The sequence below is a fragment of the Providencia hangzhouensis genome (assembly GCF_029193595.2).
GTDB classification, from domain to species: Bacteria; Pseudomonadota; Gammaproteobacteria; order Enterobacterales; family Enterobacteriaceae; genus Providencia; species Providencia hangzhouensis.
Window position 1 is genome coordinate 1,321,306 of record NZ_CP135052.1, and the last position, 19,311, is coordinate 1,340,616.

Sequence of the window (19,311 nt, forward strand, 5' to 3'; positions counted from 1 at the left end):
ATTTGGTTTTGTAGAGAAAATATTTCTCTAGGTGAGGAGTTTTCGAAAAATAGGGAGAATATTTCTAGCAGTATAGTTCGAAAATAATAATAAATTTCTCTAGAGTCATTAATTGTTCTAAAAAATTAATAAAGATTATCATTATTTTTCGGAATAAAAAGCAAATACGGAATAACTATCTATTAGATGAATATCTAATACCTAATTAAGACGTAGCTTCTTAGTGGGAATAATATTTATTTTCAACTGAGGTTAATTAAATTCAATATTAAGTGTTATAGATTGAGCAAAACCTGCAGGTGGTTTACCTACAGAGCGGCTTTTTTGTACTGCAAGCAAAGCAGCTTGATCTAATAAATCATTTCCTGAGCTACTTGCTAAGCGAATTAAGCTAATTTCCCCGTTTTGGCTTAATTGAAATTGTATTGTTGCAATACCACGGTTTTTCATTTTTTTAGCGCGGCGAGGGTATTGTTTATTTCTCTCAACTTCTTGGCGTAGTTTTTCACGGTAAGCATTAATTAATTGGCTATTAGTATCACTAGTCGCATGTTGGTTTTTGGGGCCTTTTATTCCTGCGGATTGAGACGATACAAGGGCTCCAGCCTTTTGTTGTTGTGCGATTGGCAAATCATTTTTAATTTCTGTATTAGCTGGTTTGTGAGCGTTTTCAGTTCTTTTAGTGAGTTCTTTGGGCTTCACAGGTTCTTTTGGGGTTTTGATCACCTTTTTTTGCTTTTTAGGCGCAACAATGACGGCGTGTTCAACTATTGGGCTGGAAGCAATTTTTACCTCACTAGGTGTGTCTATAGGAAGGGGGAGCTCTTCAGGTTCTGCAACGTTGACAGCTTGAGTCAATGCGATCGATATAATAGGCGCATCCTGTTGTGCTTGGTTTTTTAAGGATAATGATTGAGCCGTAACATAGGTTAAGTACCCAATAACAAGAACATGAAGTGTTATGGATAGCATAAAAGTGATTAATTTTCGACTCATCATAAAACCTCAATATTCTTTCTCGTTGAACCTAAAGAGGGGAGACCAATTCAGGTATTAAGTAGTTATGTTTGAGTTATGACTCATAAGGTAAAATAACGATTCGAATTATATGTTAATAATTATCAATTGCAAATGATAGTTATTATCAACTTTGGTGGGTGCATATTATAATTTGTTAATATTTTGATTTTTAATGAAATATTATTTATAAGTAAAAAGGCTTGGTGAGTAGCCAAGCCTTAATGAGGTTAATTGTGTGATAAATTAGTTAAATATCATTCTCTATTTTATTTTTTGCAAAAAAAAGAGGATTATTTCGGCGTGTTTATAGGGGTTTTAATATACAAAGAACACCGTGAAGATAAGCAACACGGTGTTCGAATATTTATTAATAGTAAAATTAAGAGCGTTTAGCTACCGCTTCAGAGATACTTACTGCGTTCTCTCTATTTGCAAACCAACGGACACGTAAAAGGTCATATCCAAGATTAAACGCATAAGTATAAAATAAGAAAAAGACAAAAAAGCCGATTTCAAGTAAGAATGCATCTAAGAATGACATTTGAAGTAAAAACGCCAGCATTGGGACACCCATGATCACAAAGCTTAATTCAAATCCAACAGCATGAAAAACACGCACTTTGGCTGGGCGAGCCCCCTTGGATAAAGGCCAATAACGGTCAAAAGCCATGTTATAAAATAAGTTTAATAGCATTGCCAGCGTCGATAAGACAATAGCCACTGTTCCCATTTGGAAAATTGAGCGTCCTAAAAGCCACGCACTGACCGGTGCAGTTATCGCAATTGCGATGACCTCAAATGAAACTGCATGAAAAATTCGCTCAGTTAATGTTTTTGTATACTTGCTCATAACTACCTCAAAGATATAGAAAATTAATTTTTAGGTAAAAATCGGGTGCAATTATTTGCTATTTTTTATATATATACAAAATGGCAGCCATCGAAAAAAGCGATACCTTATGAACTATTCTATAGAAACATTGCGTACCTTTGTGGAAGCGGCATCCTTAAAGTCATTCTCTGCTGCGGCACGTAAATTAAATAAAAGCCAATCAACTGTCAGTACGACAATCAGTGGTTTTGAAGACGATTTGGGGTTTGCGTTATTTGATAGGCAGGGGCGTGAATCAACATTGACTTTTGCAGGTAGAAAAGTTTTGAGCTTAGTTGAGGATATTTTATCAGCAGATGAGCGTCTTCAAGCGCTTAGAGTTGAGTTGCTCCCTGATATTGAGCCTAGGTTAAGTTGTGCTTTTTCAGATACCTATCAGCCACCTCATGCTGAGCATATTGTAACAACATTAGATAGGCAATTTCCGCATCTTGAGTTTGAGTTTTTAATTGCAGAAAATAATGCTGTTATCGAGATGATCCAGAACCAACAAGCCCATGTTGGTATGATGGAGTCCCGTACAGAATATCCTGCGGATATTTCTTTTTCTCGTTTACCTATTCAAGGTGAATTAGGTTTATATGTATTAGATAGTCATCCATTAGCTAAAGAGAAAAAAATAACTTATCAACATTTAACGATGACTCGTCAATTACGGCTAAGCAGTAGCAGCCAAATTATTATTAATAGTGAAAAGAACTGGTTTGCACCTAATTATTTATTATTATTAGAAATGGCAGAACAAGGGGCTGGATGGGCAATATTACCAACATGGTTAGTTAAGCAATTTGGACATAACCGTTTAGTGAGTATTAATTATGATTTATGGCCTCGTAAAATTGATGTGGATTTAGTTTGGTCTAAGAATAATCCACCCGGAAAAGCGGGGTACTGGTTGATTAATAAATTGCTTGATAGCTAAAATTAAGAGTATTAATTTTAAAATTCATGAATTTTCGATATGTTTTTTATTGTAAAATAGTATTTACTAATTGTAATAAGATATTATCTTGTAAATAAACGTAATATAATTTTCAAAATTGGTTTTATATCGCTAATCTTAACTTAATCAAATTGTTGTTTGAGTTAATTTATTAGAGGATAAAAATGAAAAAATTATTAGTACCTACACTCTTTGCTGTTGTATCTACTATGTCATTTGCTGTTCAAGCAGCTACAACTCCAGCAGCAAGCCAATCACAGAATGCGGAACATAAATTAAATGCTTACGAAGAAATTATGGTAGGCAAAGTATGGACAACGACAGAAGCTTTAGATCAAGATAAAAAAGAAGTTAATGCAGATGATAAACAAGTCGCTAACTTTTTTGGTTTAGCTGAGTATTATCCAGACGGTACATTTAATATGACCACGTTTGATGGAAAACCTAAAATGAAAGGTGACTGGTCATTTGATGAAAATGGCAAAACTCGCTCATTAACAGCGAAAGATGACGAGGGTAAAGTCTTGTTTACTCGTGTTGTTGAAAATGTCACTGTAACCCCAGAAGAATACACATATCGTATTTATCCAGAGCAAGATAATAAAGATAAGTACTTTGATATTGTTCATAAAGCTAAGAAATAATATTTTGTACCAATAGCGCAGTCTAAATATGAATCTTATTTATTCTGCGCTATTAGTGTTTCTGTCGCTTATTTAAAACAAGTCTCAGCCCAACGCGTTAACCCTGCAGTAACGGAACCAAAATCATCCCCACGTACTATCGGAATATTAGGTAATTCTTGGCTAATAGCTTGGTGTAATATTGGGGAGCGAGCACTCCCACCTGTAACGTAAATAGCATCAGGTTTGACCCCGCCTTGGTTGACTGCTTCTTTAACCAATTCAATCATTTTACTTTTTGGTGATTCAATTGATTCCACCATTTGTTCATGGGGAATATTCACTTCTAATTTTTCAGAAATTAATTTAATTTGTGCTAAATAGCTTGAGGCGTCTGATAAAGCAATTTTAGCTTCTTCAGCTTTACGTACTAAGCTATAACCTAATGTTTCATTATAAACTTCTAGTAATCGAGATATTATTTGAGGTTCTTTTGCATCTTGTTTTAAGCGTGTTAACGCTGTCAAATTTTGTCTTGAATAAAACTCTTTTTGTGCTTCAACATTATTGATAGCAATAGGGTTCCAAAATTGAAGGAATGGCATTTTAATGCCTGATAAAGATTGGCTTTCCATCCCAAAAAGCGGCATCAATTGTTTTAATGCAAGGTAAATATCAAGGTCATTTCCACCCACCCGTTGTCCACTATGAGCAAGTAAGGATTGTGTTCTGTCTTGTGCATTTCTATAAGTGGGCCCCATTTGGATTAATGAACAATCCGTTGTTCCACCACCAATATCAACGACTAGGATAATCTGGTCTTTATTTAATGTTGATTCATATTCAAGCCCTGCGGCTACGGGTTCGAATTGAAAAGTAATATGATTAAATCCTGCGCGTTTTGCCGCGCGATAGAGTATTGATTCTGCTTGTTGGTTCGAGAGTTCCCCTCCACGACCATGAAAGTTAATAGGGCGTCCAATCACAGTATCATCAATAATCTGTTGTAAATTATTTTCTGTGGTATTCTTTATATTTTTCATCATGGCGCAGACAAGGTCTTCAAAAAAACTAATTTGAGTCTCATGTAAGCCAGATGCTCCCAAAAATGATTTAGGGGACTTCACATAATATACATCTCTAGGATCACTTAAATATAAATCTAAAGCGGCTTGCCCAAATACGATGTCTTCAGGCATTAAATCGATCCCTTCATCACGGTTAAATGCGATAGATCTTTTTAAAATTTGCTGCCCGATTTCATTCGAGGGAGCGATTTTACAATGGCGAAATAAATGCTCAGAGACTGATTCTCTTGTCGGTGCGCATAAGGTTGATGGGATATAAACGTTATCGCCTTCTAATGGTAATAATGTGGGGATCCCGTTCTTCATGACCGCAACAGCGCAGTTAGATGTACCGTAATCAAAACCGATAAACATTTCGCCTCCAAGAGTAACTATTTTGAAAAAAGGCTGAGACTTTATATCAAGCAGGGATGAATTACTATTGAAAAATAATTCTATATGAGGGATAGCTCAAAAGGAGATAGTCTGAATTGATCGCATTTTGCCTAGATGCTCTGTTAGTACAGAGTCTCCACGATAAAATGTAATCATCATTAAAAGATTGATTTACGGAATGACAGATATCTAAAGAGAATATAGTTTTTTATGTAATATTTAATTTGAGCCCTTTGATATATTAATGAAATTTTAAAGGGCTCGGAAATATCTTATTTAAACAGTTGGGTTTTATATCTACTTAATTATTACAATACTTATTCCAAATAACATTAAAGTCATTATCAGGAAATTCTTTATCATCTCTATCGATTAATGGAATGGAAACAACATTACGGCCATCATTATGAAGATAAGTTTTGACCACAAAACGTTTAAATGAATATGAATTTTGGCTAGTAAAAATAAGTACTTCACCGCATACATAGCCTAGCATACCATGGTCTAAGGTTTCTCTTATCTCATGATATTTAACATTTTTATACTCAGCTGTTTTGGGAAATGCTAAAAAATCTTCAACCGCTTTTTGAGATTTTTCTACAATGTCTAAATCAGGTGTATAGTTACTTACAACGCCTCCTATAAAGGACGCGCCTGCAATTAGGCCAATAACTAAAAATGAAAATATTTTATTTTTCATAGTGTTTATTTCTTATGTTATTATTTTTGAACCTCCCAATGAATGCCATAATATAAAAGTAAATAAAATTTATCACCATAAGCTAAATTTTAATTGATAATTTCACTTACGGAGATATACTTGGATTACATTTGGGATAATTTACTGTTGCCAATCTAACATAAGATTATTTGAAGTAATATAGGGGGGACACAATGGTAATCAATAAGAAACGAAAAATTACACATTTAAATAAATAGACATTCATAAAAGAATATTTTATCACTACTGTGATAATTTAGTATGTATTAATCCCTAGCGTAATAAAATTAATAATAAAGATAAGATTATTATTTTTTATTCTTCATTATTTTTGCCATATGAATAGCTTCAATGAGCTGAGAGCGATTAATACGAGAGCTATTACTATCTAATAGCTTTTGCCAAATATCAATCGCTTGCTCATAATTTGCATTCATAAAGGCATCAGAAGCAACTAGCATTAATGCGGTAATTTCTTGATTATCAAGGCTTAATGCTTTGTTGATTACCGCTCTGACATCTTCGGTTAGCTGTTGACCTGCTTGGTAATATAAAACGGTTGCAATAGCAGAGTATATTTGAGCATTTTCCCCGCCATATTTTAGTGCTCTTTGATAAGCAATCAACGCATTATCATAACTGTTTTGATAAAGATAATATTCACCCAGTATAGCCCAAAGCTCACTATTTTTAGGCGATTGACGAATATCATTTTGTAAGCGTAATAAATCCTTTTGTTCTTGCTGCAATGGTGTGAATGAGAGCAGTGGATCGGATATACGTTGATATTCCTGATAAGCTAATTCAAATCGAGGTGAGAAGAAGTAACCAATAACAACCAACACAATTAATATGGCAAGTAATTTATTAAAATGCCATTGCAGGATAGTCGAGGGTGTTGTTATATCTGGGGGTAATAATTGCTCGGATATTTGTCGATGGCTAAAATTGTTCTCTATAAGTTGCTGTTTTTGTGACCGAGTAAATTTGAAAATGAAATAAAAAATGCCAATCAGAGCAATAGCAGGCAATCCCCAAAGCAGGGCAGTTCCAATCGTTAGCGGTGGGTTATACAGCACGAAATCACCATATCGTTCGGTCATATAGTGCATGATTTGCGCTTTATCTTTTCCTTCTGCAACCATTTTAAAAACTTGGTGGCGCATACTTACTGCTGTGGGGGCATTGGATTCGAGTAAATTTTGGTTTTGGCATTGCGGGCAACGTAACTGTGAGGCGATCTGCAAAGAATACTCTTGTTCTTCAATGGAATTAAATTCCCACACATCAACGATTTGAGCATTGGATATAAAAGAGAAAAATAGGAAAAATAGTGCTAATAGGATTCTAAGCATTTTTTATTCTCCCTTTTACCCAGCTTATTAATAGGCCAAAACACATCACAAACGCACCGCCCCAAATCCATTGAATGCCATCTTGCACGTAAAGGCGTATCGCGTAGCTATTTGTTCCTGTTTTCTCACCTAATACCGCATACCAATTGCGTAACCATCCCCAATATATACCAGGTTCAATCATTAATTGCTGGCGAGCGGTATAAAGGCGGCGCTCGGTGATTAACTGGTGTAATGGCTGGCCAGCTTTACTAATTTGTATAATAGCCTTTTCGGTCGTGTAATTAGATTTAGCTTCAAGTTGCAGTTCGTTGAATTGGAATTGATAACCGGCGAGTGAAATAGATTGCCCAACAGAAAGATTAACACTCGTTTCGTGGTGGCTACCAATTGACAAGGCAATACCAGTAGCAAAAATTACAACTCCTGTATGAGCGATAAGGGAAGGGAAATGTTGCCGAATAGCATCGATAGGACGTAGCCAAAAGATAAGCAAAATTGCAAATAAAAAACCACAAGAAATGGCGATAATAAGCCCTTTAGACCAAAGAGATAAGCTTAATAACACACTGAGAAGTATAATTAAAAGAATACGCCATTGGGGTTTAATGCGAGTTTTGCTAAGAGGATAAATGGCACTCACAGCCATTATGATTAGCATTAAAATACCAAATGGTAATAACGCTTGGTTAAAATAAGGCGCCCCAACCGATATTTTCCCCCAACCAAATAACGTATAAATCATTGGGTAAAGCGTGCCCGTCAGGACAATAAATAATACAGTAGAAAATAGGATTAAAGTGAGTAATAAGTAAAGCTGACGGCGATTAATATTAGTTGGTAAATTATCGATATTTTTAGCTTTCCAACCATATATACATAAAGCCCCGAAACTCAGAAAACTGAACAATAAAAAGAGGGGTGCAGCCCTAACGTTATCCAAAGCAAACGCATGGACAGACATTAAAATCCCTGAGCGTACAATTAATGTGCCTAATAAAGATAAAATAAACGTAAGAATTGCCAGCAATATAGACCAGTGGCGATAGTGCCCAGTTTTGCGTGAGACTGTTAAGCTATGAAATAGGGCAGTTGCACTTAGCCATGGCAATAATGACGCATTTTCAACAGGGTCCCAAAACCACCAACCACCCCAACCAAGTTCACTGTATGCCCACCATGACCCAAGAGTGATACCCAAAGTGAGTATGCACCAACTAGGAACGACAAAGCGCCAACAGAGCCCGGCGATAGTTTGGTTAAATTGCCCGCAAAGTGTAGATGCAAGCGCTAAGGCGGTTACGACCATTAACCCGCTATAGCCTAAATAAAGTAGAGGGGGATGTAATATTAATCCCCAATGTTGCAGCATTGGGTTGAGATCTCTCCCTTCAATAGCGGGAGGGAAAATGCGAACAAAGGGGTCAGAATAAAAGACGATAAACAGTAATAATGCCGCACTGATAATGGCAAGTAGCGTTAGTGTGAGAGGAAACACGAGGTGAGTTTGCTGGCGATAACGCCATGCAAATAGACAACTCCAAGCTGAGATAAACAGCAGCCAAAGAAATATTGACCCTTCATGGCCTCCCCATACTGCCGCAATTTTAATATATAGCGGCGATAGCCGATGGCTATGTTGCGCCACATATACGACCGAAAAGTCACTTTGAATAAAACTGATAGTTAAACAAATATAAGCAACGAGCAAGAAAAGAAATTGTAAGTAGGTCCAAAGAATATTCCGAGGCATTTGCCTCGGAATATGGCGGATGAAACCAATAACTCCGAATGATACTTGAAAACAGGCAATACACAGTGCCAATGCAAGGCAGAGAAAGCCAATTTCTGGGAGTATGAGTTCCAATGATTACCCTTATTATTTAGTGAGTTATGCGACGGTCAACTGCCCTGCGTATAACACAAAGAAGCGTAAGCAGAAGACACCCAGTAAGCTTGCACCACTGATAATCAATACTCTTGCTGCGCCTTGTCCTTTGTCCATCCATTTCTTGAATAGAAGTGGAATAATAAAACCAAACCCGACAACACCAATCCAAAACCACCAAGTCCAGAAACCACCGCCTAATGCAGCAATTAATGAACGGATTTTCCCATCGTCTCCTAAAGCTAACCCGACAAAAAAGGCCGCTAATAGGAATATCTCCAACCAAATAACAAAGCTTTCGATACGGTGCAAAAATGCGGTTTCGCCGTTATGAATATTTTTGCGGTAGCGCAATGCGATTGCTATGAGTGATACCGCAATACCTGAAGATATTCCTGAAAATAGGAATAAAGCTGGTAATAATGGGTTGTTTAAGAATGGATAAGATTTTAATGCTGAAAGTAAAAAACCGGTATAAGCCCCAAGCAAAACGGCCAATATGAGCATCACAATATCCAGAAAACGCATTGCACGGTTTAGCAGGGTTAATACTCTTGGGATGATGGTAAATTTGGGCAGCCATTTTTGCTGTAAAACAATGAGTTCTTTTTCATAGATTTTAGCTAGCCAAATAACAAGCACTGCCATATACACTTGGAATAACATCACACCCATCGACATAACTGAGGTCGGGCTGTAATGAAACATTAATTTCCAGAACGTCCATGGACGCGTCAAATGGAGAATTAAGATCAATAACCCAAAGATGATCGTCGTCGGAGCTAAAATCAGTGTTGTGCGCATTAGAGTGCTATCACTGCCAGCCGAAGTGGGATAATACTGGCGCATAAGTACCGCAAGTACCACAAGCCCAGCCGAAATACCAATTAAGAATAAGTAAACCGCAATGGGCCAGTCCCACACTAAGGATTCAAAATGGAAAGCAGAAGCTGTTGTCATTGGCTAACCTCCCCATATTTGAACGGAACCCGATACATTTTGGGGTGAGTACCGAGTGCAATTTTGAATCGATAAGTCGGTTTTTCTTTTAGCATCAACGAAATATCGCTCTTAGGGTCATCTAAATTGCCAAAGGTTAATGCTTTGGTCGGGCAAGATTCGACGCAAGCCGGCTGCTTGCCCTTTTTTAGATTCGTTTTACGGCAGAAATCACATTTATCCGCGGTTTTATTGATGGGGTGAATAAACCTGACGCGATAAGGGCAGGCAGCAATACAGTATTGGCAGCCGACACATAAGTCAGGGTTGACATCAACAATCCCTGTCGTTTTATCAATAAAAGAGGCACCAGTAGGGCAAACATCGACACAAGGTGCACTTTCACAATGTTGACAGGAGTGGCGAAAAAAACGGTATTTAACATCAGGAAACTGGCCAATAGGCTCACTACGGATGATAGTTAACCGCGAAACACCTTCTGGGACTTGGTTAACCTCTCGGCATGCATCCATACACGCCGTACAGCCGATGCACAGATTTTCATCGTGCACCATGCCGTAGCGAACGCCATCTATTTTCATGGTGTTAGCTAGCGTATGGCTAGCAACTCCTCCTACCGCCGCCAGTGCTCCTGAGTAGATAATGAATTGACGACGAGAACAACTCATGGCTGCTCCTTACGCAATTTCACCGCTGCTGGGTTGAAATCAGGGTTATTGCGTTGATCTGAGTGGCAGTCGACACATATTTTTACTTTGCCCTTATCAGTCAGCACCTTCATCGTATCTTGTTTCGGATGAAGGTCATGGCAACTCGCGCAGGCTACTTTAGTGACGTGAACATCATGAGGCCAGAACGCTTTTTGCAGCTGCTCCGGTAAGTGACATGATAGACAGACACTGTTTTGTTGCTCAACGGTATACATTGGGTTGTTAAAGCGCATGACATCTTTGACACCTTCACGGTGATCAGGCCCTGGGTTACCGTGGCAGTTGGTACAAGTCACGGGTAAATTATTGTTAGGGTTAACCACTTCTGCGTGAGTGCCATGCATGCCTTCTTGGTCAGGTTTATGGCAGTCTAAGCAGGCTTTGTCAGCGCTGCGTTGCTGCGTGACAACCCAACGGCCTTCTGCATTTTCTTGGGCCATTTGTGGGGTTGCGGATGCGGCTGTTGCCCATAATAAGCCTGTTGCCAGCACCCCAGCAGTTAATAACGAACGTAGTACGCTCATATTCACTCCATTGGTTGTATTGCCCCATTATTTGGGGCAAATCATGGTTATTTGGCTAATAGGTCATTTTTACGAGCTTGGTCATCCCATTGCGGAACCACAGTTTTTAAGAACTCTTGTTTTTCCGCATTGATTTTTTGCATATCTAAACCAATGGCTTGTTGCGCTTTTTCCTTGGTTGAAATATCTGGAATGGCAATTTCATGGGTGATGCCTTTTGAGCCTAACAGGCGAGCGAGCTTGGTTCGTGCATCTGCCGCTTTATCCATCGAACCACCTAACATACGCAGGCCTTCATCCGGTGCGTGCATATGAATACCGTGGGAGGCGATAGCTAAATCCCAACGCCATTGTGCATGACGAATATCAGTCAAAATTGGCTTCATTTCATCTTCTGTTGCGCCTGCATCCCATGCAGCTTTTGCTTCAAAGTGAGCACGAACTAATTGATCTTCCGCTTTGATTTTCATCTCTTGGATAGCGACTTTACGTTCAGCAACCACATCTTGCAGTTGTTGTTTGCTTTGGGTATGGCAAGTGCTACAAGTTTGTTCGAAATTATCGAATGGATTACCAATTTTATGGCTGGTGTACAGTTCGCCTTTTTCGTTTTGCAGTTTTGGCATATGGCAGTCAATACAGGTCACGTTATTTTTGCCATGAATACCCGCACTCCAAGTTTCATATTCAGGGTGTTGGGCTTTTAGCATAGGCGCTTTCGACAATGAGTTGGTCCAGTCAGAGAAACCAATGTTGTCGTAGTAGACTTCCATATCTTCGACTTTGGTACCGTTATCCCATGGGAATTTCACTGATTTTTTATCGCCAGAGAAATAGTATTCCACGTGACATTGGCCACACACCATGGATTGCTGATCGAACCGACTGGCTTTATCAAACGGTTTGCCAATCGCTTCCATTGCACGCTCTGCATAAGGGCGTGAAAGCGTTAGCTCTGGTTTACCTTTTGCAAAATCCGCAGAGTCTGTTTTATGACAATCTGCACAGCCTAAGACATTAACCACTTCGGGGCCACCTTTTGCCCACTTACCTTCGAAATAGCCATCTTCGCCATGTTCTTGGATTAGCCTCGCCACATCGGGGCTTTTACAGCTCCAACATGCCATCGGAAGTGGACCATCTTGGGCGTCTTTAGGAGCACCGGTTCGTAAGGTTTCACGGACGTCGATGACCGCATAGGCGTGACCACGAGGTTTGTTGTAGTCGCGTGAGAATGGGTATCCAGCCCACAGTACGACTAAGCGAGGGTCTTCCGCTAATGCATCTTCACGGTTTGATTGCTCGGATGTTGCTCGCCAAGAGTGGTACTGGTCAGGGTGAGCGGCTTCGAAAGTTTCATTTCGAGCATTGATGGTAGATGTACTATCTTTAGTAGGAGTTTGAGCATGAACAGAGGTAAAGAGAAATATTCCTGCAACCAGACTCAATAAGCATAGTGCATTATTTCTTATGTTTGCCATAAAAAGGGCCTCGAGTAATTTTAGCCAGTCATCCCTTCATTTTTCGAGTTGTATTTGTATTGTGACCTATGACTCGAACTATTTTGGGTATCTTTTTGTTATTTAGGTTTGATAGTAAGCGCACAGATACTACCAAGACATTGCCAATTTATATGTGTAACAAAAAACCACACTAAAAATATTGTTTTTGATCAAAAGTTAATTTGTAATAAGGAAATAGAATGTGAAGAAATAATAAAAAATAGGTATTATTGAAATTGATATAGTTATTTTTCAATAGTTTTAAATTGTTAGTTTCAATAATTAATTAATAATGATTCTTATTCTGATGCTTAGCGTTATCCAATTCTATTTTATTGATTTTAAAATAATTTTTTTATGTTTAATATTTAATGGTTGTTTTTAAAATAAAGTTAGAAATGAAATTTGTTTAATATCAAAAAAAACACAGATATTTTTTTTCTAAATGACATTGCGCATACTACTTTAGTGGTAGTTTTTGGTTGGTGTTATAATTTAAAAAATTAAAACTTGAGTTTAAATTAATAATTCATATTAAAAAAATGTTAACAAATAATTAAAAAGGCCTGTTTGTTTATCATTTTGATGCTATTTTTAGCTAATGGCGAGTAAATAACGTAAATGTTGTCATTTCTAGTCGTATACGGGGAATTACCTCTTTTACCCACTTGGTAGTATGTATTTTTATAACCTCTATCGTTAATATTTCTCATAAATACACATATAAAAAATGCGGTTTATCAATACGTTTTAGTTTTTTTGTTGGCAATGTAAAGGAAAAAAACATGGTTGATCTCACCCGTCGGGGAGTATTAACTGGTGCGTGGCGTAGTGCAGCCCCAGTGGTTCGGCCGCCATGGAGTGGTAGTGAAACGCAATTTATTGAATTGTGTACCCGTTGTAATGCCTGCGTTGAGAGTTGCGAAACGGCAATTATCCAACCGGGAGCAGGGGGCTACCCTGTTGTTGATTTTAAGCGTGGTGAATGTACATTTTGCTATGCATGTGCAACAGCATGTCCAGAACCTATTTTCCTTCCAAAACATTCCCAACCTTGGGATATCTCAATTTCGATTGGCCAAAATTGTCTTGCTTATCTTTCGATTGAATGTCGACGTTGCCAAGACAGTTGTGAGCCTGAAGTCATCTCTTTTCGTCCGTCAATGGCCGGTATATACCAGCCAAAAGTAGAAACACCAGGTTGTACAGGCTGTGGTGCTTGTGTCGCAGGTTGCCCAGTTTCAGCCATTACCGTGGAGCATGAACATGCACAGTAACTATCAAGTGTGCAGTTTAATAGTACAAGTAAAAAGTGAACGACTGTCTACTGTGGCCGAAGAAATTAATCAACTTTCTAATTGTGAGGTGGCGTTAAGCGCCCCAGACAACGGAAAACTGATTGTGGTTGTTGAAGGGCAAGGTAGTAGAACGTTGTTAGATACTATTGATTTAGTACGCGATATTGACGGCGTACTAGATGTTTCGCTGGTTTACCACCAGCAGGAAGAGCAAGGTGAGGAAGATTATGAAACTCAGTCGTCGTAGCTTTATGAAAGCCAATGCGATAGCGGCCGCTGCTGCGGCGGCAGGTATTGGCGCACCAAGCATTGCGAAAGCAGTGGTTGGCCAACAAGAAAGTATTAAATGGGACAAAGCCCCTTGCCGTTTTTGTGGTACAGGCTGTGGGGTATTGGTGGGAACTCAAAATGGTCGCATCGTGGCCAGCCAAGGTGACCCAGAAGCGCCTGTAAACCGTGGTCTAAACTGTATCAAAGGGTATTTCTTACCTAAAATCATGTACGGAAAAGACCGTTTAACGCAGCCAATGTTGCGTATGAAAGACGGTGAATATGACAAAAATGGGGAGTTCACACCGATCACGTGGGAACAAGCCTTTGATGTTATGGAAGAAAAAGTCAAAACCACATTAAAAGAAAAAGGCCCTGAAGGAATCGGTATGTTCGGTTCGGGTCAGTGGACAGTTTGGGAAGGCTATGCAGCATCAAAACTGTTCAAAGGTGGATTCCGTTCTAATAACTTAGACCCTAATGCACGCCACTGTATGGCTTCTGCGGTAGTGGGCTTCATGCGTACTTTCGGTATGGATGAGCCAATGGGTTGTTATGATGATATTGAGCATGCTGACGCGTTTGTCCTTTGGGGCTCAAACATGGCAGAAATGCACCCAATCTTGTGGTCTCGTATCACCAACCGCCGTCTGTCTAACCCTGACGTGCGTGTTGCCGTGTTATCGACTTTTAAACACCGTAGCTTTGAATTAGCGGATAACGGTATCGTTTTTACACCACAATCTGACTTAGTGATCCTGAACTATATTGCGAATTATATTATTCAAAATAATGCAGTTAATCAGGAATTCCTTGATAAACACGTGAATTTACGTCGTGGTGCAACAGATATCGGTTATGGATTACGCCCAACTCACCCACTCGAACAAAAAGCGAAAAATGCAGGTTCTGATGCATCTGAGCCAATGACGTGGGATGAATATAAAGCCTTTGTTGCGGAATATACTTTAGACAAAACCGTAGAAATGACAGGGGTTCCAAAAGATCAGTTAGAAGAACTCGCTAAACTTTACGCAGACCCTAAAACTAAAGTGGTTTCTTATTGGACCATGGGCTTTAACCAGCACACTCGCGGTGTTTGGGCAAATAACTTAGTGTATAACCTGCACTTACTGACAGGGAAAATTTCTCAACCTGGCTGTGGGCCGTTCTCATTAACCGGTCAGCCATCAGCGTGTGGTACCGCTCGTGAAGTTGGTACGTTCTCACACCGTTTACCAGCGGACATGGTGGTTACCAATGAAAAACACCGTGAAAAAGTAGAAGGTGTATGGGGGTTACCTGCTGGGACGATCCCTGAAAAAGTCGGTTTACACGCTGTTGCCCAAGACCGAGCTTTAAAAGACGGTAAATTGAATTTTTACTGGGTAATGTGTAACAACAATATGCAAGCGGGCCCGAATATCAACCAAGAGCGTATGCCAGGTTGGCGTGACCCTCGCAACTTTATTGTGGTTTCTGACCCCTATCCAACAGTAAGTGCGTTAGCTGCTGACTTGATTTTACCAACAGCAATGTGGGTAGAAAAAGAAGGCGCTTACGGTAATGCGGAACGTCGTACTCAGTTTTGGCGTCAGCAAGTTAAAGCACCAGGCGAAGCGAAATCTGACTTAATGCAGATGGTGTTGTTCTCTAAACGCTTTACAACGGATGAAGTGTGGCCTGAAGAGTTATTAGCGAAAAAGCCTGAATTACGTGGTAAAACGCTGTATGACGTGTTATTCGCTAACCAAGCGGTAACGAAGTTCCCTGTGAGTGAGTTAGCCGAAGACCAACTTAACGATGAATCACGTGAATTAGGCTTCTACTTACAAAAAGGGCTGTTCGAAGAATACGCTGGCTTTGGTCGCGGTCATGGCCATGACTTGGCTGATTTTGATGACTACCACAAAGCGCGCGGTATCCGTTGGCCAGTGGTTGATGGCAAAGAAACGCAGTGGCGTTATAGCGAAGGAAATGACCCTTACGTTAAGGCTGGCGCAGGTTATCAATTCTACGGTAAACCTGATGGTAAAGCGGTCATTTTTGCACTGCCATTTGAACCTGCTGCGGAATCGCCAGATAAAGAATATGACTTATGGTTATCAACAGGCCGTGTATTAGAACATTGGCATACCGGTAGTATGACACGCCGTGTTCCTGAACTACACCGTGCTTTCCCTGAATCTCTTGTGTTTATACATCCAATCGATGCGAAAGAGAGAGGTTTACGCCGTGGTGATAAAGTCAAAGTAGTTTCACGCCGTGGTGATGTGACCACGATTGTTGAAACTCGTGGCCGTAATAGACCACCAAAAGGCTTAGTTTACATGGCGTTCTTCGATGCTGCGCAGCTAGTGAATAACTTAACACTGGATGCAACCGATCCGCTTTCAAAAGAAACGGATTACAAAAAATGTGCCGTTAAACTGGAAAAGGTGTAATTGCTCATGCCCCAGAAAGCTAAGTCTCAACAGGCTAAGTCCCAGAACAGTCGTCGTCGCTTTTTACGCGATGTCGCCCGCACTGCGGGTGGGTTGGCGGCTGTTGGTGTGGTGCTGGGGCTTCAGCAACAAACTTCCCGTGCGAGTGGTGTTAAGCTTCGCCCGCCGGGAGCTCTTGATGAAAAAGCATTTGCCAGTGCATGTGTCCGTTGTGGGCAATGCGTTCAAGCCTGTCCGTATGACATGTTGAAATTAGCGACATTGGCATCAGGCTTGGCTTCAGGAACGCCGTACTTCATCGCTCGAGAAAACCCGTGTGAAATGTGTGAGGATATTCCTTGCGCCAAAGTTTGCCCAAGTGGTGCATTGGATAAAGACATTGAGTCGATTAACGATGCACGCATGGGGTTAGCCGTTTTACTCGATCAGGAAAACTGCCTGAACTTTCAAGGGCTAAGGTGTGATGTATGTTACCGCGTATGTCCACTGATTGATGAAGCCATCACATTGGAACTTGAACAAAACCACCGAACAGGTAAGCACGCGCGCTTCTTACCCACAGTCAATAGCAACTACTGTACGGGATGCGGTAAATGTGAACAGGCTTGTGTATTGGAAGAGGCGGCTATCAAGGTATTACCAAGGTCGTTAGCAAAAGGTGAGTTAGGACACCATTACCGCTTTGGTTGGCTGGAGGGTAACAATGGCGAATCGTAAACGTGATGCCGGACGTGAAGCTCAGGCAAAAAAAGGTTGGTGGCATAGCCACAAGTGGTTGGTATTTAGACGTACAAGCCAATTGCTGGTGTTAGCGATGTTCTTGAGTGGGCCATGGTTTGGGGTGTGGATTTTACATGGTAACTACAGCAGTAGCTTATTGTTAGATACCGTACCTTTGACTGACCCATTAATCACCTTAGAGAGCTTAGCAAGTGGTTACTTACCGGGGATCTCAGCATTAGTTGGGGCTGCTATCGTATTCGGGGTTTATGCACTGTTGGGTAAGCGTATTTTCTGCAGTTGGGTTTGTCCTGTAAACCCAGTGACGGATGCCGCGGCGTGGTTAAGACGTAAGTTTGATTTTAACCAGTCCGCAACGATACCACGCAATATTCGTTATGTATTGCTGGTGGTTATCCTGATCGGTTCTGCTATTACAGGAACCTTACTTTGGGAATGGCTTAATCCAGTTTCATTAATGGGGCGCAGTTTAATTTTTGGTTTTGGCAGCGGTGCATTGGTTTTAGTTGCACTGTTTTTATTCGATTTATTAGTTGTGGAACATGGTTGGTGCGGTCACCTTTGCCCATTAGGTGCGCTATATGGCGTGGCAGGGTGTAAGGGCGCACTAGTTGTTACAGCGGAAAATAAAGAAAACTGTAGCCGTTGTATGGACTGTTTCCACATTTGTCCGGAGCCGCAAGTTCTGCGTGCACCGGTCCTAGATAAACAAGCTCCAGCACAGATATCAGATAAAGATTGTATCACTTGCGGTCGTTGCATTGATGTTTGTTCTGAGGATGTTTTTAAAATAACACTAAGATGGAGTTCGGGAGCAAAATCATGAAAAATCCTGTCCTGAAAAAGACGCTCAGCCGTTGGGTGGCTGGAATGGCCTTTGTTGTAAGCAGTCTTGTTTGGGCTGCTAATGGTGTAGACCTGACCCAATCACCAGAAGTATCCGGTACGTCAGAAGGAAGCATTCATATTCCGAAAGAGCAAGAAAGAATGGCATTAAACTATGTGAATCAACCGCCAATGATCCCACATAGTGTTGAAGGTTATCAAATTACCACTAATACTAATCGTTGTTTGCAATGCCATGGTGTGGAAAATTATCGCACCACAGGGGCACCAAGAGTTAGCCCAACGCACTTTATGGATGCAACAGGCAAAGTTCTTGGCGAAGTCGCACCAAACCGCTACTTCTGTCTACAGTGCCACGTGCCGCAATCAGACACGGCACCGATTGTTGATAACACATTTACCCCATCCAAAGGTTTTGGGAAATAAGGGGGAATTATGTCAAATAATAATGATAAGCAAATAAATGATGACAAGCCGAAGAAAAAGGGCTTGTTTGGGTTACTCGGCCGAGTATGGCGGTGGTGGCGTAGGCCAAGCCGTTTAGCATTAGGAACCTTATTGCTGATTGGTTTTGTGAGTGGTGTTATCTTCTGGGGCGGCTTCAATACGGGTATGGAAATGGCCAATACGGAAGAGTTTTGTATTAGCTGCCATGAAATGCGTGAGAATGTCTATGAAGAATATATGGATACTATTCACTATACTAACCGTAGCGGTGTTCGCGCAACTTGCCCAGATTGTCACGTACCGCATGAGTTCGGCCCCAAAATGGTGCGTAAAATTCAAGCGAGTAAGGAGCTATACGGGAAAATTTTTGGCATCATTGACACACCTCAAAAATTTGAAGACCACCGGTTAGCGATGGCGCAAAGTGAGTGGCGACGGATGAAAAATAACGACTCACAAGAGTGTCGTAACTGCCACAATTTTGAGTATATGGATTTCACGGCACAAAAAGGGGTTGCAGCTAAAATGCATGACCAAGCCATCACGGATGGTAAAACTTGCATTGACTGTCACAAAGGAATTGCCCATAAATTGCCGGACATGCGTGAAGTTGAACCTGGCTTTTAATTTAAGGTAATCATTTTATGATGAGTTATACCGATAA

Annotated in this window: 19 protein-coding genes; 9 read left to right on the plus strand and 10 right to left on the minus strand. The window is 40.3% G+C overall.

Going from position 1 to position 19,311, the window contains the following annotated elements; genetic code table 11:
- Window positions 1-252: 252 nt before the first annotated feature.
- Both PZ638_RS05680 and PZ638_RS05685 read right to left on the minus strand, forming a co-directional pair.
- Entirely contained in the window at window positions 253-999 is a 747-nt protein-coding gene (locus tag PZ638_RS05680; RefSeq protein ID WP_096863214.1) for an energy transducer TonB, read from the minus strand.
- 400 nt (window positions 1,000-1,399) lie between these two features.
- A complete protein-coding gene (locus tag PZ638_RS05685) occupies window positions 1,400-1,870 on the minus strand; it encodes a multidrug/biocide efflux PACE transporter (RefSeq protein WP_094961326.1) in 471 nt (156 codons plus the stop codon).
- 109 nt (window positions 1,871-1,979) lie between these two features.
- Between PZ638_RS05685 and PZ638_RS05690 the strand changes: the two genes are divergently transcribed.
- Together PZ638_RS05690 and PZ638_RS05695 are read left to right on the plus strand one after the other, a co-directional pair.
- On the plus strand, window positions 1,980-2,834 hold the full coding sequence (locus tag PZ638_RS05690; protein ID WP_004262273.1) for a LysR family transcriptional regulator: 855 nt from the start codon (window positions 1,980-1,982) through the stop codon (window positions 2,832-2,834).
- Window positions 2,835-3,019: 185 nt separating this feature from the next.
- Window positions 3,020-3,499, plus strand: coding sequence for a DUF4822 domain-containing protein (locus PZ638_RS05695; protein ID WP_094961328.1), 480 nt, complete (start codon window positions 3,020-3,022; stop codon window positions 3,497-3,499).
- Window positions 3,500-3,567: 68 nt separating this feature from the next.
- Here PZ638_RS05695 and yegD read toward each other — a convergent pair whose 3' ends face one another.
- The 8 genes from yegD to nrfA form a co-directional block, all read right to left on the minus strand.
- A complete protein-coding gene (gene yegD / locus PZ638_RS05700; RefSeq protein WP_275612092.1) occupies window positions 3,568-4,920 on the minus strand; it encodes a molecular chaperone in 1,353 nt (450 codons plus the stop codon).
- 322 nt (window positions 4,921-5,242) lie between these two features.
- Window positions 5,243-5,641, minus strand: a complete 399-nt coding sequence (locus tag PZ638_RS05705; RefSeq protein ID WP_004262270.1) for a hypothetical protein — start codon at window positions 5,639-5,641, stop codon at window positions 5,243-5,245.
- Window positions 5,642-5,970: 329 nt separating this feature from the next.
- Entirely contained in the window at window positions 5,971-7,017 is a 1,047-nt protein-coding gene (gene nrfF / locus PZ638_RS05710; protein WP_181488286.1) for a heme lyase NrfEFG subunit NrfF, read from the minus strand.
- On the minus strand, window positions 7,010-8,884 hold the full coding sequence (locus PZ638_RS05715) for a heme lyase CcmF/NrfE family subunit (RefSeq protein WP_206277892.1): 1,875 nt from the start codon (window positions 8,882-8,884) through the stop codon (window positions 7,010-7,012). The genes nrfF and PZ638_RS05715 overlap by 8 nt, the downstream gene beginning before the upstream one ends.
- Window positions 8,885-8,908: 24 nt before the next feature.
- Window positions 8,909-9,865, minus strand: coding sequence for a cytochrome c nitrite reductase subunit NrfD (gene nrfD / locus PZ638_RS05720; protein WP_136135151.1), 957 nt, complete (start codon window positions 9,863-9,865; stop codon window positions 8,909-8,911).
- Window positions 9,862-10,533 carry a cytochrome c nitrite reductase Fe-S protein gene (nrfC, locus tag PZ638_RS05725; RefSeq protein ID WP_094961333.1) on the minus strand — a complete coding sequence of 224 codons (672 nt, stop codon included), beginning with the start codon at window positions 10,531-10,533 and terminating at the stop codon, window positions 9,862-9,864. The genes nrfD and nrfC overlap by 4 nt, the downstream gene beginning before the upstream one ends.
- On the minus strand, window positions 10,530-11,099 hold the full coding sequence (nrfB, locus tag PZ638_RS05730) for a cytochrome c nitrite reductase pentaheme subunit (RefSeq protein WP_004262246.1): 570 nt from the start codon (window positions 11,097-11,099) through the stop codon (window positions 10,530-10,532). Before nrfB ends, nrfC begins: the two co-directional genes overlap by 4 nt.
- 47 nt (window positions 11,100-11,146) lie before the next feature.
- Window positions 11,147-12,580, minus strand: coding sequence for an ammonia-forming nitrite reductase cytochrome c552 subunit (nrfA, locus tag PZ638_RS05735; protein WP_004262239.1), 1,434 nt, complete (start codon window positions 12,578-12,580; stop codon window positions 11,147-11,149).
- An 806-nt stretch (window positions 12,581-13,386) separates the two neighbouring features.
- Here nrfA and napF point away from each other — a divergent pair.
- Genes napF through napC form a run of 7 tightly spaced genes read left to right on the plus strand, consistent with a single transcriptional unit; the run spans window position 13,387 to window position 19,274 of the window.
- Entirely contained in the window at window positions 13,387-13,878 is a 492-nt protein-coding gene (napF, locus tag PZ638_RS05740; RefSeq protein ID WP_004262238.1) for a ferredoxin-type protein NapF, read from the plus strand.
- Window positions 13,868-14,146, plus strand: a complete 279-nt coding sequence (gene napD / locus PZ638_RS05745) for a chaperone NapD (RefSeq protein WP_172974353.1) — start codon at window positions 13,868-13,870, stop codon at window positions 14,144-14,146. Before napF ends, napD begins: the two co-directional genes overlap by 11 nt.
- The gene (napA, locus tag PZ638_RS05750; protein WP_036958481.1) at window positions 14,127-16,613 is read left to right on the plus strand and encodes a nitrate reductase catalytic subunit NapA; all 2,487 of its coding nucleotides are present in this window, start codon (window positions 14,127-14,129) and stop codon (window positions 16,611-16,613) included. The genes napD and napA overlap by 20 nt, the downstream gene beginning before the upstream one ends.
- 6 nt (window positions 16,614-16,619) lie before the next feature.
- Window positions 16,620-17,330 carry a ferredoxin-type protein NapG gene (napG, locus tag PZ638_RS05755; RefSeq protein ID WP_004262231.1) on the plus strand — a complete coding sequence of 237 codons (711 nt, stop codon included), beginning with the start codon at window positions 16,620-16,622 and terminating at the stop codon, window positions 17,328-17,330.
- Window positions 17,317-18,180, plus strand: coding sequence for a quinol dehydrogenase ferredoxin subunit NapH (gene napH / locus PZ638_RS05760; RefSeq protein WP_094961334.1), 864 nt, complete (start codon window positions 17,317-17,319; stop codon window positions 18,178-18,180). Before napG ends, napH begins: the two co-directional genes overlap by 14 nt.
- Window positions 18,177-18,626, plus strand: coding sequence for a nitrate reductase cytochrome c-type subunit (gene napB, locus PZ638_RS05765; RefSeq protein WP_094961335.1), 450 nt, complete (start codon window positions 18,177-18,179; stop codon window positions 18,624-18,626). The genes napH and napB overlap by 4 nt, the downstream gene beginning before the upstream one ends.
- A 9-nt stretch (window positions 18,627-18,635) precedes the next feature.
- Complete coding sequence (gene napC / locus PZ638_RS05770; RefSeq protein WP_094961336.1) at window positions 18,636-19,274, plus strand: cytochrome c-type protein NapC; 639 nt, start codon at window positions 18,636-18,638, stop codon at window positions 19,272-19,274.
- Window positions 19,275-19,311: the final 37 nt, after the last annotated feature.